The 14,573-nt window shown below is 62.7% G+C and carries 11 protein-coding genes; 5 read left to right on the top strand and 6 right to left on the bottom strand.

Going from position 1 to position 14,573, the window contains the following annotated elements:
• The first annotated feature begins 105 nt into the window (after positions 1 to 105).
• The gene (locus V7651_RS13310; RefSeq protein WP_335613438.1) at positions 106 to 618 is read left to right on the top strand and encodes a DUF305 domain-containing protein; all 513 of its coding nucleotides are present in this window, start codon (positions 106 to 108) and stop codon (positions 616 to 618) included.
• A 132-nt stretch (positions 619 to 750) separates the two neighbouring features.
• Here the strand turns inward: V7651_RS13310 and V7651_RS13305 are convergent, their stop codons facing one another.
• The 4 genes from V7651_RS13305 to V7651_RS13290 form a co-directional block, all read right to left on the bottom strand.
• Entirely contained in the window at positions 751 to 1,098 is a 348-nt protein-coding gene (locus tag V7651_RS13305) for a helix-turn-helix domain-containing protein (RefSeq protein WP_335613437.1), read from the bottom strand.
• 233 nt (positions 1,099 to 1,331) lie between these two features.
• Positions 1,332 to 2,348, bottom strand: a complete 1,017-nt coding sequence (locus tag V7651_RS13300) for a phytanoyl-CoA dioxygenase family protein (protein ID WP_335613436.1) — start codon at positions 2,346 to 2,348, stop codon at positions 1,332 to 1,334.
• Positions 2,345 to 2,995: an acyl-homoserine-lactone synthase gene (locus tag V7651_RS13295; RefSeq protein ID WP_335591546.1), complete on the bottom strand. Its 651-nt coding sequence runs from the start codon at positions 2,993 to 2,995 to the stop codon at positions 2,345 to 2,347. Before V7651_RS13295 ends, V7651_RS13300 begins: the two co-directional genes overlap by 4 nt.
• Before the next feature lie 75 nt (positions 2,996 to 3,070).
• On the bottom strand, positions 3,071 to 3,799 hold the full coding sequence (locus V7651_RS13290) for a helix-turn-helix transcriptional regulator (protein WP_051625131.1): 729 nt from the start codon (positions 3,797 to 3,799) through the stop codon (positions 3,071 to 3,073).
• 436 nt (positions 3,800 to 4,235) lie between these two features.
• On the opposite strand from V7651_RS13290, the gene V7651_RS13285 reads away from it, so the two are divergent.
• The 4 genes from V7651_RS13285 (at position 4,236) to V7651_RS13270 (ending at position 8,599) form a co-directional block, all read left to right on the top strand.
• Positions 4,236 to 5,624 carry a tetratricopeptide repeat protein gene (locus V7651_RS13285; RefSeq protein WP_335591544.1) on the top strand — a complete coding sequence of 463 codons (1,389 nt, stop codon included), beginning with the start codon at positions 4,236 to 4,238 and terminating at the stop codon, positions 5,622 to 5,624.
• A gap of 202 nt (positions 5,625 to 5,826) precedes the next feature.
• Positions 5,827 to 5,973: a hypothetical protein gene (locus tag V7651_RS13280; RefSeq protein WP_162174905.1), complete on the top strand. Its 147-nt coding sequence runs from the start codon at positions 5,827 to 5,829 to the stop codon at positions 5,971 to 5,973.
• Positions 5,974 to 6,064: 91 nt separating this feature from the next.
• Positions 6,065 to 6,763, top strand: coding sequence for a lasso peptide biosynthesis B2 protein (locus V7651_RS13275; RefSeq protein WP_034742806.1), 699 nt, complete (start codon positions 6,065 to 6,067; stop codon positions 6,761 to 6,763).
• Between the two features lie 15 nt (positions 6,764 to 6,778).
• The gene (locus V7651_RS13270) at positions 6,779 to 8,599 is read left to right on the top strand and encodes an asparagine synthase-related protein (protein WP_335594540.1); all 1,821 of its coding nucleotides are present in this window, start codon (positions 6,779 to 6,781) and stop codon (positions 8,597 to 8,599) included.
• A 27-nt stretch (positions 8,600 to 8,626) separates the two neighbouring features.
• On the opposite strand, the gene V7651_RS13265 is transcribed toward V7651_RS13270, so the two are convergent.
• Both V7651_RS13265 and V7651_RS13260 read right to left on the bottom strand, forming a co-directional pair.
• Positions 8,627 to 11,182 carry an alpha/beta hydrolase family protein gene (locus V7651_RS13265; protein WP_335613435.1) on the bottom strand — a complete coding sequence of 852 codons (2,556 nt, stop codon included), beginning with the start codon at positions 11,180 to 11,182 and terminating at the stop codon, positions 8,627 to 8,629.
• Positions 11,183 to 11,317: 135 nt separating this feature from the next.
• Entirely contained in the window at positions 11,318 to 14,083 is a 2,766-nt protein-coding gene (locus V7651_RS13260; protein ID WP_335613434.1) for a TonB-dependent receptor, read from the bottom strand.
• Positions 14,084 to 14,573 lie beyond the last annotated feature (490 nt).

Genomic DNA, 14,573 nt, shown 5'->3' with positions numbered 1-14,573 from the left:
CAAGGTGTCCTGCTCACCTGTGTCGGGAACCGCAGGGAACCCCCAGAGCGCACAGGCGTTTAGCCAGCATGGCCCCACACGCAAACTCCGGGAGAAGAAAAGCGAATGAATAATTACACAAAATTCGGCGCCATGATCGCAACATCAACAGTCGTGATGCTGGGCCTCATGTATCTCAATACATACGAATGGGGACACGTTTTCTGGAGCGAGACCCGTTTTTACATGGCCTTCCTCATGGGCGCGGCAATGGCGGCTATCATGCTCGCCTTCATGCTTGGGATGTACAAGAACCGGCGTGCGAATATCGGCATCTTCGCCACAAGCGCGGCGGTGTTCATCCTCGCATTGTTCCTGGTCCGGAGCCAGGCGACCATTGGGGACGAATCCTGGATGAGCGCCATGATCCCCCACCACTCGATCGCGATCCTCACCAGTGAGCGCGCCAATATCGACGATATGCGTGTTCGCGAACTGGCCGATAGCATCATCGAAGCCCAGCGTCGTGAGATCAGGGAAATGAAATGGCTGCTGGACGACATCCGCGCAAATGGTGAAGCGACAACGCCTGCTGAGGCGGATGCACGACCGGTGCCCGGGTTTGGCGAACAAGATTAAACCCGGCCAGGTGTCGATCTTTGGACTGGGATACCCGTACTTCGCATAACCCTCGAACGTTGGGCATTATTCAGCACATCAGCGGCACGCGCCCGGCTGAAACCATCTCCTTCAAGATCGCGTTTGATCATTTCAGGGGCTGTCGCGAATGACTTTGAGAATCCGGGCCATCAGTTCGAGTTTTGAAAGGGAGTCTGTCTGGTTCACAATGGCCTGGCACATCCGCCGGGATGTGTCGGACGGCGAGCGGGAGCGGTCCTGTTTGGTGACGCCCGTCTCGAACAGCTCGGCCAGGGAAACATCGAGCCGTTTCGCCACATCCATAATGATGCCGGCACTCAGACGGTTCATGCCCGTCTCGTACTTCTGGAGTTGCTGATGACTGATGCCGAGCCCGAGACTGAGCTCGGCGAGCGTCATTCCCCGGGCCTTCCTGAACCGGCGCACATTCTCCCCCACAAGGCGGTCGACATCTGTCACGGCCCGTGCTGCTTTTCCTGTTGGCTTGGGTTTCTTCAAGCGCTTACCCCGGACCCTCTGGACGCAGACCAGATGTCATTCAGACCAGGCCTGAATGCTGCCTCCAGTCACAGAATACACGTCCTTCCGGGTACGGCGAGACAAAAAAGCTGTTCCCGAGCGAGCAGGAACAGGCGCATCTGCTGCCTGAGCTGATCGCTGGCCCGGAGACCTGTCCGGGAGGCACCTGCCCCTCACGCCTTGCCGGCCCGGTCGCCATCCAGGGCGTCAAACGCCTCGGCGAGACTGAATCCGGGCCAGGGTTTGGGCCAGACAACTGGATAGTCAGCCGAAAAGAGCCGGTCGCCATCACTGAGATCATGCGTGACTCCGACCTGGGCGATGGCGCCTTTCCGGTCCAGGTACCGGACCTGGTCTCCGCAATAGCGAAACGATACCGCCCGCCGCCAGCTATCGGACATGTTGCCGCCGGCGCCGTGGACCGTCATCACATGATGGATGATGACATCCCCGGGCTCCACCGCGAAGGAGACAATGTCATAGTCCTCCGGCGCGGATTCTATGTCCGGACAGCGACCTTCAGGAGATGACTGGAAAGGTGTCTGGGACACGAACACGTTCGGCGCGAAGACCTGGCCCCACTTGTGCGAGCCTCTGACATATTGGGTGACGCCATTGTCCAGGCTTGCAGCGTCAAGCGGGATCCAGACGATCACGCATTGGTCGCCCTCGATCTGGAAATAGGCGAGATCCTGGTGAAAGGCTGTCTTCTGGCGCGTATGGGGCGCCTTCACAAATGTCGTGTCTTCCCAGAAATTCAGGTAGCGCGCATCGAGCAGGCTGGCGGCAATTTGCGGGAGGGCCGAGTCGAAGGCCACCTTCCGGACCCCGCGATCATGCCGCCAGGCTGCAACATCATAGAAGAAGAGGCCGGTCTCGGCTGACGGGTCCGACTCCAGCAGTGGTCGGGCCGCGGCGTCGGACCGGATGAGTGCCTTCATGGCCTGCATGTCGAACCGGTCCGCCTCGCCGGTATCGACGCTCTGGCTCTGGTCCCAGACCTGGCCTGCAAGCGCTTCGAAATCATAGCCTGTCGGCGAGTGACCGAGCCGGCTCATCTGTCCTGCAACGGCGTGTCGCAGGTGGTCGACCTCTGCGCCTGTCAGGACATTCCTCAGGCAAATGACACCATCCCGGTTGAAAGCCGACTGCTCGGCGTCGCTCATCCTGCCGCGCATGCTGGGGCTCATGCGACCTTGCCCCGCCGGGCCTCTGACCGTGCCGCACCATTTGCCGCGACGATCGCTTCGGCATTGCGATAGCGGTCAAGCTGGCGGTCGAACGTCGCCTCGTCGATGGTCGACACGGCAGGTATCCAGGCCCAGTTGTCCCCTTCCCGCTTCGGAAGACCGAGGGGCTCGGTTTGCCAGACCCGCTGGACAAGGTTGAAGAATTTCTGGTGTGTCAGCCAGCTGAGCCGGGATATGTGATTGTCCAGGCAATAGGCTGTCAGACCGAGACCGAGGCGGCACCGGACGCGGAAAGCGTCGACCGGATCGGTTGCCAGGGACCGGTCCGTCACGAACCGGGAGCACTCCCAGACATCGCGGCCGACCGGATAGGGCTGGAGATCGCAATAGTCGGCAAAGAGTTCGCTCAGCATATGCGGCCCGACGGTCGGGTTGAGTCGAGACGTGCCGGCAACCTCGCCTGCGGTCGTCAGGGCGATGACGTAGACAGTGTCGGCGGTATCGAACGGGTCCTTGTCATAGCCCGGTTCGATGTCCGGTATGTCCCACCCCCATTCGCCGACCACGATGCGGTAGCGCATCTTGTGCATCTCATCGATGAGGTCTGAATACTGATGGCAGTTGTCCGGTGTGATGATCTTGAACATGCGCTCTACTCCTCCTTGGGCATGAGGAGCATGTCGCGGATGCGGGTGCGGGTAATGTCCCCTTTAGGGGACTGGTCAGGGCAGAATCTGGTGGCGGGCGATAGCGCTTGCGACCAGGTGCGCCCGGTTCACGGCATCAAGTTTGTCCCGTGCCCGCCGCAATGTCTTTTTGACCGTGTCCTCCTGGATCCCCAGGATATGGGCAATCTCCCAATTGGACTTGCCGGCGGCTGCGAACTGGACGCATTCGGTCTCGCGGGGCGTGAGTTCGGCAACTTTCTGATAAGGAAAGGGACCCAGCATCGCTTCGAGATGATAATAGGCAACCTGGCAGACGATTTCGAGTTCCGCGATCTCGGTCGGTGACAGGTCAGGCTTGACGCCGCCGCCCAGCGAGACACCACCCGATACGCTCTCGAGGGCATGCATGGGAAACATCATGCCATGGGTGATGCCGTAATCATGCACCATGTCGACGGTGCGCCGGCCAGCCCGCGTGGCATGGGCGCGCGCTTCGGCCCAGCTGAAAGGCCGTTTCGAACGCACGGCGCAGAAGGCAATCGGATCGTGAAGGATGGCAGCCCGGGTGCGCCTGGCCGCCTTGAGTTCCTCAGGCCAGTTGGAGAGGTAAAGTATGTCCTTCAGCGGAACATTCATCGGATTGACGAGCTGGCCGAGGAATATTTTCTCGAAGCCATAGGCTTCAATGAAGACGGCAAGGGCTTCGATCGTCTCGGCACTCGTCACGGTCGCCGAAATCAGGCGGATGGCATGGAGGACGGCAGACCCGTTATAATCATGCATGGACATCTTTCCTGTTCAGGAAACCGCTTCTGGCTGACCCTTCCGGCACGTCGCGGGCATGGGTATGGCTTGCCCGTACTGCCTTCAAACTCCTCTTTAATGTTGCATAATATTCCTACTTATGGTTTAACGTGTATGTATTCAAATGTACATGTTTTTTACGCGTCCGCGGGAATGGACGCGGGGGTGACGCGAGAGCCTTAACGCAGGATTCCCGGAGCTCGGCGCTTGATCCGATCGCGTCACGCTTCTGCATCCGAATACGATTGCGACCCCATACGGCACGAGAGGACAGAGTGTTCCCTGCAAGAGTCCATGATCCGGAATTGTCCCGTGACTGCTGGCGGTACGAGGTGCGACGAGAGGCAGCTGAATCGGCGTTCCCATGCCGCAGGATGCGCGCCTCCCGTTTCTGGCCTGCCCCGCAAGACCTCCCATGAAGCCCGGCATCTCCCAATCCTTGCCGGCCGATCAATACCCGCCCGGGTCCTGGCAGTATTACCTGCGGGCGGGTCAGAAATGCCTTGCGGCCGGGCGATCTGAGGCCGCCCTGCCCCCTTTGCTGGCGGCGAACCGCCTTCGCCCCGGGCACGCCCCTGTCCAGCAATCGCTCGGCGCGGCCTTCCTGCGCACCGGCGCGCCAGACCTGGCTTTGGCGTGGTTCGATCAGCTTCTTTCCCTCAATCCGGTCGATGGGCGCGCCCTCCACGGACGCGGCCTGGCCCTGCATGCCCTCATGGACCGGCCAGCGGCCCTCGCCGCCTTTCGCCAGAGCGTCGACTGCCATCCCGATGCCTGGCAGTCATGGGGATCCCTTGCCGACATCACACCGGATGAGGATGAGCGGATTGGCGCAATCCAGTGCGCGGCTGATGCGCTCCTGCGCCTATGCGGCAGCGGGCAAAACCGTCCGCGTAATTTTGCAGACTGCGCAAAGGCCCTGCTCGATGCCCGGCGCGGCCCCGAAGCGGTCGCTCTCATTCGCCGCAATGCCGCGAAGTTCGAGGACGCGGGGGCAGTCCATGACCAGTTGGCCCGTGCCTTCTACGAGACCGGTAACTATCGCGCGGCGCTCAAGTCCAAGCAGTCTGCCCTGTCTCTCGGGCAGCATGACTTTTCCGCCAGCCCATCGCCGCCCGCGTTCAGCCCTGTCGCAGCGGCGCGCGCCCTTTGCGGGATCGCGGAGATCCTGGACGCCGCAGGCCTCCGATATTTTCTGGCGGCCGGAACATTGCTGGGAGTCCACCGCAGCGGCGCGCCGCTGGTCCACGACCGGGATATCGATGTCGGCGTCCTTGCCGACGAGAGTGGCGGACCGGACCTCGCCCGCGTCATCCGCGAACATCCGGACCTCCTGCTCGATCGACGGGCCCGTCCGGGCGACCGGTATTTCGCCCTGACGTTCCAGGCCATTGCCGTCGACATATTCCTTTATGAGCCGTGCGATGGTGGCCTTCAGTGCGGGCTCGGCCGGCTTTCCGGAGACGTGGCCTGGCGGTTCACATCCTTCGATGTCAGGACGGCTGGTTTTCAGGGACGGCAATGGCCCATCCCGGATGATCCGGAGCGCTACCTCACCGAGACCTATGGACCCCGCTGGCGGACGCCGGATACGGGGTTTGCCTCGGTTCTCAGTTCGCCGGCGCTCTTCGAGGTCGATCCTTATGTACGGGCCTATTATGCGCTGTCACGCGCGCACACGTGCAGGCTGACGGGTGACCCGGCAAAGGCGCGCGCCCTCTTGCGACAATCACCTGTCCACGTTGACCTTCCCGGCCAGTACGAGCCTTTCCCTTCCACGGACAATGACGCGGAGGACGCATGATCTGAGCGCGCCAGACTGCCTGTGAGAGAGGGATTCTAAGTCACGCCGCGCAAAGCGCGATCGGCGGCAGTGGTGCTTTGCTATCTATTTGTTTTATATATCTTTTTTAATATTGTCACCGTTGACTCTACTTTAGATAGGATGCATTTTCTACGTGTCGTCCGGCCAGCGACACACCCTCAAACCAAAAGGAGTCAATGCCATGAATACGCAGACAGACGACCATCTTGACGATGATGCATTCGAGCCGATCGAATTGGGATCGGTGTCGGAAGAGACCCGGGGCGGTTTCAACCAGGGCGCCGAATTCGCCGTGGGGCCGAACTCGCGGCTCATCCCGATCGGCTGACAGGAAGGGGGACTTCGGTCCCCCTTTTTCGGCGCGGCGCAAAATCGGACGCCTCGCCGGGCAGCAGGAACCCTCTGGTGGAGACCCGCCCATGCAGGACGACTATCTGTTTCGCAACGGCATTCACGCCTGCGCTGTCGGCGGCGACTATGTCCTCCTCGATACCGCGCTTGATCGCTATCTTTACCTCTCAGGCTCACAAGCCGCGTGGTTTTCGGATATCGCCGCGGCGCCAAAGGCGGGAATGTCCGGCCTCGCCGGCCAGTTTGCCGAGCGGCTCTGTGACAAACATGTCCTCACCCGGAGCAAGGATCTGGGACAGCCCATCCATCTGACCCCACCCTGTGGCGTGCACGCCTCTATCTACGATCTTGACATCGGCCAGGGCCATGCCCCTTCCCTCAGGCATCTCGCGACCCTCGTGGCGCTTCGGGCAGCCTGGGGTCTTGCGCGACGGGTCCGTGGCGGGCGCCTCGCGGCCACGCTGACAGCAGCCCAACAGTGGAAACAGACGGCTCGCGCGAAAGCGTCCGGCTCTGACGCGCGCGCAATCGATCTCGCCCGCAGCTTTCATGCCCTCACACCCTATTGCGTCAGCATACACGATGCCTGCTTCCTTCGGAGCATGCTCCTCCTGCAGTTCCTGGCGCATTACGGGGTCGATGCCGACTGGATTTTCGGCGTTCGCCTGTCACCCTTCGCGGCCCATTGCTGGGTGTCGCGCAATGGTATCGTCCTCAACGAGGAGCGGGATACCTGCGCCGACTATCAGACGCTCATGGTGATCTGAGAGGTTTGCAAGCCCTTGCCGTCCTGTCTTGCCCTCATCTGGGATCCAGCCGATCCGGACGCAGCCGCCGCCGCCAGCGACATTGACCGTTGCGTTCGTCGCGGCGCGCCGGAAGCCGCCCGCCACGCTGTCAGCGCCGGATGCGTGCTCCACGATCTTACCTCGGGTACAACCGGGCGTCATGTCCTGTCCATTCCAGCCGGCGAGGTCTCTGGCGCCGTGTTCGGAAGACTGTTTCGCCGCGCCTGCGCGCGCATCCCCGTCCCGCCCCTGGCCATCCTTGACCAGGAGGCAGGCAGGCGGATTGCCAGCTCCCGCGGCGCGAGCCTGATGACGGACTATTGGGGCGCATACCTGGCCTTCCTGGCCTGCAGTGACGGCACGGTCGTGCTGACCGAGCCGACCTCTTCCATTCCGTGTTTCTACTGCCAGACACGGGGCGTCACCCTCGTCTTCTCCCATCTCGAAGTCTGCCCGCTGCCTGACTGGATCCGCTTCGACCCGGACCTGGATTTCATCGCGAACCTTCTGGCCTATGACAAGATCCAGCCGGGCCAATCCGGCCTCAGGGGTGTCCGTGAGCTGGCCGGCGGATGCCGGTTACATGTATCTGGCGGCCGGGTGCGGAAAGAAGCGCTCTGGGATCCGAGACAGGTCGCACGGAACGCACTGGAGCCCGCGCCGGAGGAGGCCGCAGCATGCCTGCGCGAGACGACGTCCTGTGTCGTTCGGACCTGGGGCCAGGCGTGTCCGCATCTCGCGCTAAACCTGTCGGGCGGTCTCGACTCCGCAATCGTCGCCGCCTGCCTGATGCAGGAACCTGGCGCGCTGGACATGCGCGCCGTGCATTTCATCCTGCGAGGCGGCGATCCACCGGAAGCCGCACAGGCACGAGCGGTCGCCCGCGATCTCGGGATTGAGCTCGCGGAATGCCTGATTGATCCTGCCGACCCGCTACCGCCCCCCGACTGTCACCCGCTCTCAGCTAGGCCCTTCCGGGAATTCCTGGGGCGACGCGCGGATGCCGAACGTCGACAGGCCCTTGGCCTGGCAGGCCGCACTGTCTTCACGGGACAAGGCGGCGACCACCTGTTTCTCGAAACCCGCGACCCGCTCATCTTCGCCGACTATCTGCGCCGCCACGGGCTTGGCCGGCGGGCGGCGCGTGAACTCCTCGCCGCAGCCCGCCTGTCGGGCGAATCGGTCTGGCACGTGCTCGCAGGAAGCCTTTCGCACCTGGTTGCAGGACCGCGTGAGACCGCCGCGATCCGTAGCATCAGGGAGCGCCAGACAGGGCTCAACCGGCTGACCCACGAGCGGCTCGATGCTTCCGATCTCCTGCCTGTCTGGGCATGCGTTCCTGAAAGCTTGCCCCCGGCCAAGTTCGCCCAGGTCTCTGGCCTCGCGCACATGATCCAGATACGCGAGAGCCTCGCCCTGCCCGGCACGGACGAGACCGCCCACCCCCTGATATCCCAGCCGCTGGTCGAACTCTGCCTGCAACTGCCCGCCTATCTCCTCTGCCATGGAGGTCGCGGGCGGGGTCTGGTCCGGCAGGCCTTTGCCGGACGCCTTCCTGACCAGATACGCCTGCGCCGATCGAAGGGCGATGCCTCCCGCTTCTATATTGAACAATTGAAGGCGAACCGGGATTTGCTCGCAGACACGCTGATGAACGGCGCCCTTGTCGCGAACGGACTGATTGACCGTGCCGACGTCGAAGCGGCTTTGCGGCCGGGTTCCTATGGGGTCGACACATTCGGCCGCATGATCCTCGTTTGTTATGTCATCGAGGCGTGGCTCAGCCGCTGGACGCGCCGGCAAACCGCTCCGTGAAGTCCCTGTCGCCAGGCCTGAGGCGGGTCAGTGCGACCGGTCCGGTTCCGCCTGCGAGACGGCCACACCGCTTTCGGCGAGGAACGCATCGATCCGCATCCACAGGTCCCTGATATTGGCCGGCGAGGAAGGCCCGTGGCCCTCTCCCCAATAGCGTACGTAGCGTGCGTCCTTGCCCGCCCGATAGAGCGCGCCAAACATTTCATCATACTGGGCCATGCCGAAATAATCGAAATCCGAATGGACGAGCAGAACCGGTGCGGTGACCCGGTCTGCGCGCGCGACGGGGCTCGTGCGCGCATAACGCTCGGGATCGGCGAGTGCCGTGACCCCGAATCCGAACGGGCAATCATGACTGGGCCCCTCGCGGGCACATTCGTAGCGCCAGCGGTTGTCACCCCCGTTCTGATCCAGGTGAAAATAGCGCATCAATCCCCGCGCCCCGAAGTAATGGCTGAAATAGTCTGCCCAGCCATTGATCGATATGACGGCTGCAAACCGGTCCGACTGGGTGGCGCCAACCAGCGACGCGATGCCGCCCTGGCTCATGCCGAAAAGGACGATCCGGTCCGGATCGGCAAGACCCGTATCTGCAAGCGCGTCTACGGTCTGGCCAAGCAGGTCGCCCAGCCCGCCGAGCGGATCGTCCGGTGTCCTTGCAAGATCGAGGGGAATTGAGGGCAGGACATAGATGAACCCGCGCGAGGTCCAGAGCTCCGGAACGACGGCGCCCGGTGCTGGATAATCCGTGTACGTGCGACAGTTCCCGCCAATCCCGATCGGATAGACTTCCATCAGGACAGGATAGCGTTTGGCAGGATCATAACCGGGCGGCAGGAGCAGGCAGGCTGTCACGGGCCGGGGCGGCGCCGCGCCCTGGGGATCGTGAAGCGCGTAGGAAATTGTCCGCGTCCCCGGCGAATGCACCGCATTCAGGTGTGCGTTGATCCGGGCCAGTTCGGTGGAGACTGAGTCTTTGCCGATCAGCAGGAGACGCGTCGCGCGCCCCTCCTTTACCGTGATGACGGCCGCTTGCGCCCGCCCGGACGCTGCGAGGACATGAGCGGCTGGCATGTTCAGGGCAAAGTGGCGCCAGGAGGCCGAGCCAGGCCGGACATCGCCAAACCAGATTCCGGTATCTCCGGTGCGAGATTCGCTTTGCGCCAGTATCAGGTCCTCGCTGTTGTCCTCACCGATCCGCGGCGCTGTGGGCGTGAAATCCACGAACCGGGCATCGGCCGGATTGGCCGCATCGGCAACCGGACCCGAAAACCGGGTCCCCTCCGGCGTCAGACGCGCAGGATCACCATCGGCGGTCAGCCGGTACATTGCGCCGTCCGCCATGAGCGTGATGCCGCTGCGGTCGACAGTGAGAAGATCACCGGACGGCTCATCCAGCCCAGCCGACAGGTTGAGCGGTGCGGCACCGCCCCGCAACAGGTACCAGTCCTGCCGCACGTCCCCGACCGGCCTGGCAAGAACAGCGAGGCCCGATTCCAGGAGGGCGGCACGGGCCGGACCCGGCCACCATTTGAAATCCGGATCCTGCCTTCTGTTGGTAAGGGCCAGACCGGCATGGCTGAGCGGGTGCGCATTGAGTGTTGCGGTATCGACAATGTAAAACCGCCCGTCCTCCGGCTTTTCGTCCTGGTCCCAGCCAAAAACGGCAAAGCGTTCCGGCGTTTCCAACCAGGTCAGGGAGCCCGGATCCACGTTGAATGGCTGCCCCGCCTGCCTTACCGCACCGCGCGTCCGGTCGATCAGGCTCAGCGCGTAGTGCCTGTCGAAAATCGGGTGGGTTTCGCTTGCAATCGGGCGCGCGTCCGCCGGGGGCCGCTCGCGCTCGGCGACGCGCGCCGCCAGCAGGAACCGGCCGTCCGACGAGGCCCGCACGCCTGTGTAGCGTCCCGCCGCGAGGATCGCCACCCGGCCGGTCCGTATACTGAATTCGACCAGGTCGCCTGCGGCCCAGTCTGCCGAACGGTCGCGGCCCGTGCTGATAGCTTCGGACGCAGTCGCCCCGTGGCCCGACCATGCCCTGTTCCACGCCTGCCAGAGAAAGGTACCGGTTGCGGCACGATTTCGCATTTCCGAACCCGGAAGCACGTCATCGCGAACCGGCATCACGAACGTGTCCTCCGATGTCCAGACCAGATGCGCATTCCAGTCCTCTGCCCTGACATACCGGTCCCGGATGTCCGGCATGGGATCGAACCGGACGCAGCTGGCCTCGCCGGTGCGGCACGCCACCAGCCGGAAGCGGCCGCTTTTGTGCTCGAGGACGACAACATGCGTGCTGCCGGGCGAGAAGCCCATCAGGAAACTGGTGGCGCCCGGATCGAGACCTGGCTGCAGGGAGGGCGCGGCGCCATTGTCCATCGCCTTGACCCAGAGCTGGTGTCCGCTGAGGCCATAGGCCCGCATCCAGTAGGAATAATCCGAAAGCTGGTCGTAGGGCGGCACCAGATTGTAGGCCAGCCAGTGCCCGTCCGGCGAAAATTGCGCTGCGCCGATACCTTCCGTAGCGAGGACATCCTCCAGCCTGAGATTGTGGCGCTGGACAGGCGCGGGATCTGCGCGCAAAGCCCCTGCCCCTCCGATCAGGCTCACGGCGATCGCGGCGATGAGAACACTCCAGGGCCGGAGCCGGCCGCCGCGTTGCTGCCGAATTCTGGGGCGCGGCGGCCGGTGATATCGCGACAGGACCGGGACGCGCATCTAGAAGGTCTTGCGCAGTTCGAGCGCGACAAACCGCCCGAGCGGCGAGGCATTGGCGGGGTCGAACCCGGTAATGGTAAAGCCTGTCAGGGGCGGCGTCCGGGGCGGCATCTTGTCGAACAGGTTCGTGACCGACAGGCTGAGCGCGCTGCCGCTGAGCCAGCCCGGCGTTGACGGTTCGAAGGCCCATGACAATGACAGGTCGACAGTCGTCCAGGAATCGATCCGGCTCGCCGCAGCGGTCTTGTCGGTCGCATAGCTGTCGACATAGTTGAGGAAGAGCGAACTGGTGAGATTGCCGCGCGCAAGGGCCACCTGTCCCCGCATCTGAAGGTCGACCGGATAATAGAGCGTGTTGAGGGTTTCCACAGCAGGCGTCGTATCGGACGCGCGCTGCACGAAATCGAGGATATAGTTGCCATTGAGCGAGGCAGACAGGTGGCCGGCATCCGTGTCCGTCTCGTAAGACACTTGCAGGTCGAGTCCGCTTGTCTCTGTCGAGGCCAGATTACGGGTCAGGGATACATTGTTGATGAAGCCGATATTTTCCAACGCCGTCGCACCGCCCGCGAAGATTACCGGACGGCTGAGGGAGTCAATCACGGCCGCAATTTTAGCCTCGCTCGGGAAGAAGATAACCGTTCCTTCGGGGAACAGACCTGGATCGGCGAAGGCGAATCCCGGCGCATAATTCGCGTTGAGATTTCCCGGAACAGGCGTCACACCGAGCCGGTCTTCAAAACGGATGTCATAATAACTGCCACTCAGCGTCAGCGACTGGCGACCGCGCATCAGCTCATAGTCAAATCCGGCCGTATAGGTCGTTGACGTTTCCGGCTCCAGATCAGGCGCCGTGCCGATCGTGATCATGTAGTTGACGCCCGCCAGTGACGGATCGGGGAGCGGAATGGCGAGTATGTTGCGGATAAAGTCATAGGAAAGAACGCCCACGGCCCGGTCGTTCGCGCCTGATTGCCCGAGTGTCGGGGGCGCAAAGGACGTACTATAGGATCCTCGGAGCATGAGCCTGTCGACGGGGACCCAGAGAAGGCCCGCCTTCGGGTTGGCCGTCGATCCGAAGTCGGAATAATCATCTATCCGGCCAGACAGGTTCAGCTCCAGCCGGTCAATTCCGGGAATCCGGTTCTCCGTCCCGACAAGCGGGATGAGCAGTTCGGCAAACACGGCCGAGATGTCGCGCGTGCCATCGCGCAGGGGCGACATGCCGACCTGGCGAAGCGCGAAGTCCTCCCGGCGGAATTGTCCGCCCAGTGCGGCATGAATGGTTCCGCCAGGCAGTGCGAACAGGTCGCCCCTCGTGAGAAGACCAACCGACCAGAGGGAAGACTTCGTCTTTGCCTCGGAGGGCGTAGCAACGGCGGGAAGAATGATCTGCTGGACATTGTCATTCCGGATCCGGCTATATGTCCCGTCCAGTGTGAGGCTCCAGTCAGGCCGGAGCATATAGTCGGCAGAAAACGTCGCCGAGAGGCTTTCCGATTCAATCCAGCTTTTCGCAACAGAGGTCGTATTGGCAATACCGACTGAGGAACTTTCGACCTTGCGGTCGGAATAGAGCGCCGTCGATGCGATCTCCAGTCGGTCGCCCAGGGCCTGACGTCCTGACAGGACCAGGCTGTGGCGGGTCTGCTGGGGAAGGAGGTCGAAGGCATCAATGACATTGATGGGACCGCCGTTCAGCAATGTCGGCGCGGCAATATCCGGACGGTCCGACAGACCGAGGGCGTCACGGTCCATATATTCATAGGTCCCGATTATGTTGCCACCCGCCCAGTTCTTGCCAAGCGTCTGGCTGAACCGGACCTCCTCCATGTCGCCATCCGTCACCGCACCATATCGCAGTCCTGTCTCCGCTCCGTCGAAATCGTCGCGCAAGACGAGGTTGATGACACCGGCGACAGCGTCCCCACCGTAGATCGATGATGCGCCGTCGCTGAGGACATCGATCCGTTCGAGCGCCGACACGGGGATCATCGACAGGTCGACGAAATCGCCGATGGTGGAGGTCGGTGCGACCCGGTTGCCATTCAGCAGGGTCAGGGTCGCGCCTGAGCCAAGTCCCCGAAGGTTGGCGCCGGAGCCATAGGTAGAATTGCGCTGGGAATTGCCGTCCGTCGGCAGGCCCTGCGAGGTGAATTCGGTCGACCCACCGCCGAAATTCTGCGGCAGGGTGCGGATGAATTGCTCTGTTGTCGTCACGCCCGACCCGAGAATATCCTCCCGGCTGTAGATCTGCAGCGGCGAGCTTTCCGGCGCAATGCCCCTCAGGCTGGTGCCCGTCACAGTGACTGTATCGATCCTCAGTGTGCCGGGGTCAGCCTTGGCGCGGGATGAATCAGGCAGGGTCTCGGCGGGCGCTTCCTCCCGCGGCGGACGTGCAGGCGGAACGACCGGCTCAGGCGCGTCTGTTCGTTTCCGGATGATAACCGCCTGGCCCTGCCCTTTCACGGCTTCGAGCCCACTCCCCTGAAGGAGGCGGTCCAGCGCGTCGGCCGGCGCGAAGGTCCCGTTCAGTCCCGGCGCCGCGCGCCCGACCACAAGCGATTCGGAAAACAGGATGGGCGTGCCCGACTGGGCGCCGAACGCGCGCAGCGCGTCGCCGAGCATGGGTGCATCGATGTTGAACGCGACCTCACCGCCCGGCGCTGGCGTTTCGGCATGGACACCGCCCATGCCGGCTGACAGGATGATGGTTGAAGCTGCAGCGCTGAACAGCCGCGTTTTGAATAGTGACGGATTGAACATGGACCCCTCCGGATTGCCTGACCCGCGTCAGGGATCGCCCCGGACGCTTCAGCCTGTTCAACGAGTGGGTGAGCGGAAGTGGCAGTCCAGTTTTTACCTGTCCGGGGAAGTCCGCAATCAGATCACGTTGCGCCGGGCATCTGTTTAGGATGCAATTGATACTCTCCGTTGGATGGGACGCTTGAAAAGGAACATGCCGGGCTCGAGTCTCAGCGTTTAGCTACGCAACTCTCCTTCAAACAGAAGGGGGCTGACCTCGCCTTCGAGTAAAGGCACTGCTCGAACCCTGTACCGCCACGACAACGTGTTCGAGGATGCCGGTATTGTTGGTCAACTCAATCTATTCAGACGAATCCGGTGCAGCGGCAAAACTGCCGCCAGGAGTATCTGACCCCCGTCGATCGCATGGATTGCCCCTGCTTGCCGGCCCGATTCTTGGCGCTGACTGCCCGGAAACTGTAGCCCACCTTATCGAGTATGTTCTGTGGAA

The organism is Hyphomonas oceanitis (genome assembly GCF_036964545.1).
GTDB classification, from domain to species: Bacteria; Pseudomonadota; Alphaproteobacteria; order Caulobacterales; family Hyphomonadaceae; genus Hyphomonas; species Hyphomonas oceanitis.
The sequence above is the reverse complement of the archived record's forward strand: the minus strand, read 5'-3'. Positions and strand labels throughout refer to the sequence as shown.

Excerpts from the sequence above, each read along its gene's own strand:
- V7651_RS13310 (WP_335613438.1), top strand. The coding sequence starts at position 106 with ATGAATAATTACACAAAATTCGGCGCCATGATCGCAACATCAACAGTC.
- V7651_RS13300 (WP_335613436.1), bottom strand. The coding sequence starts at position 2,348 with ATGAGCCCCAGCATGCGCGGCAGGATGAGCGACGCCGAGCAGTCGGCT.
- V7651_RS13295 (WP_335591546.1), bottom strand. The coding sequence starts at position 2,995 with ATGTTCAAGATCATCACACCGGACAACTGCCATCAGTATTCAGACCTC.
- V7651_RS13290 (WP_051625131.1), bottom strand. The coding sequence starts at position 3,799 with ATGCATGATTATAACGGGTCTGCCGTCCTCCATGCCATCCGCCTGATT.
- V7651_RS13285 (WP_335591544.1), top strand. The coding sequence starts at position 4,236 with ATGAAGCCCGGCATCTCCCAATCCTTGCCGGCCGATCAATACCCGCCC.
- V7651_RS13280 (WP_162174905.1), top strand. The coding sequence starts at position 5,827 with ATGAATACGCAGACAGACGACCATCTTGACGATGATGCATTCGAGCCG.
- V7651_RS13275 (WP_034742806.1), top strand. The coding sequence starts at position 6,065 with ATGCAGGACGACTATCTGTTTCGCAACGGCATTCACGCCTGCGCTGTC.
- V7651_RS13260 (WP_335613434.1), bottom strand. The coding sequence starts at position 14,083 with ATGTTCAATCCGTCACTATTCAAAACGCGGCTGTTCAGCGCTGCAGCT.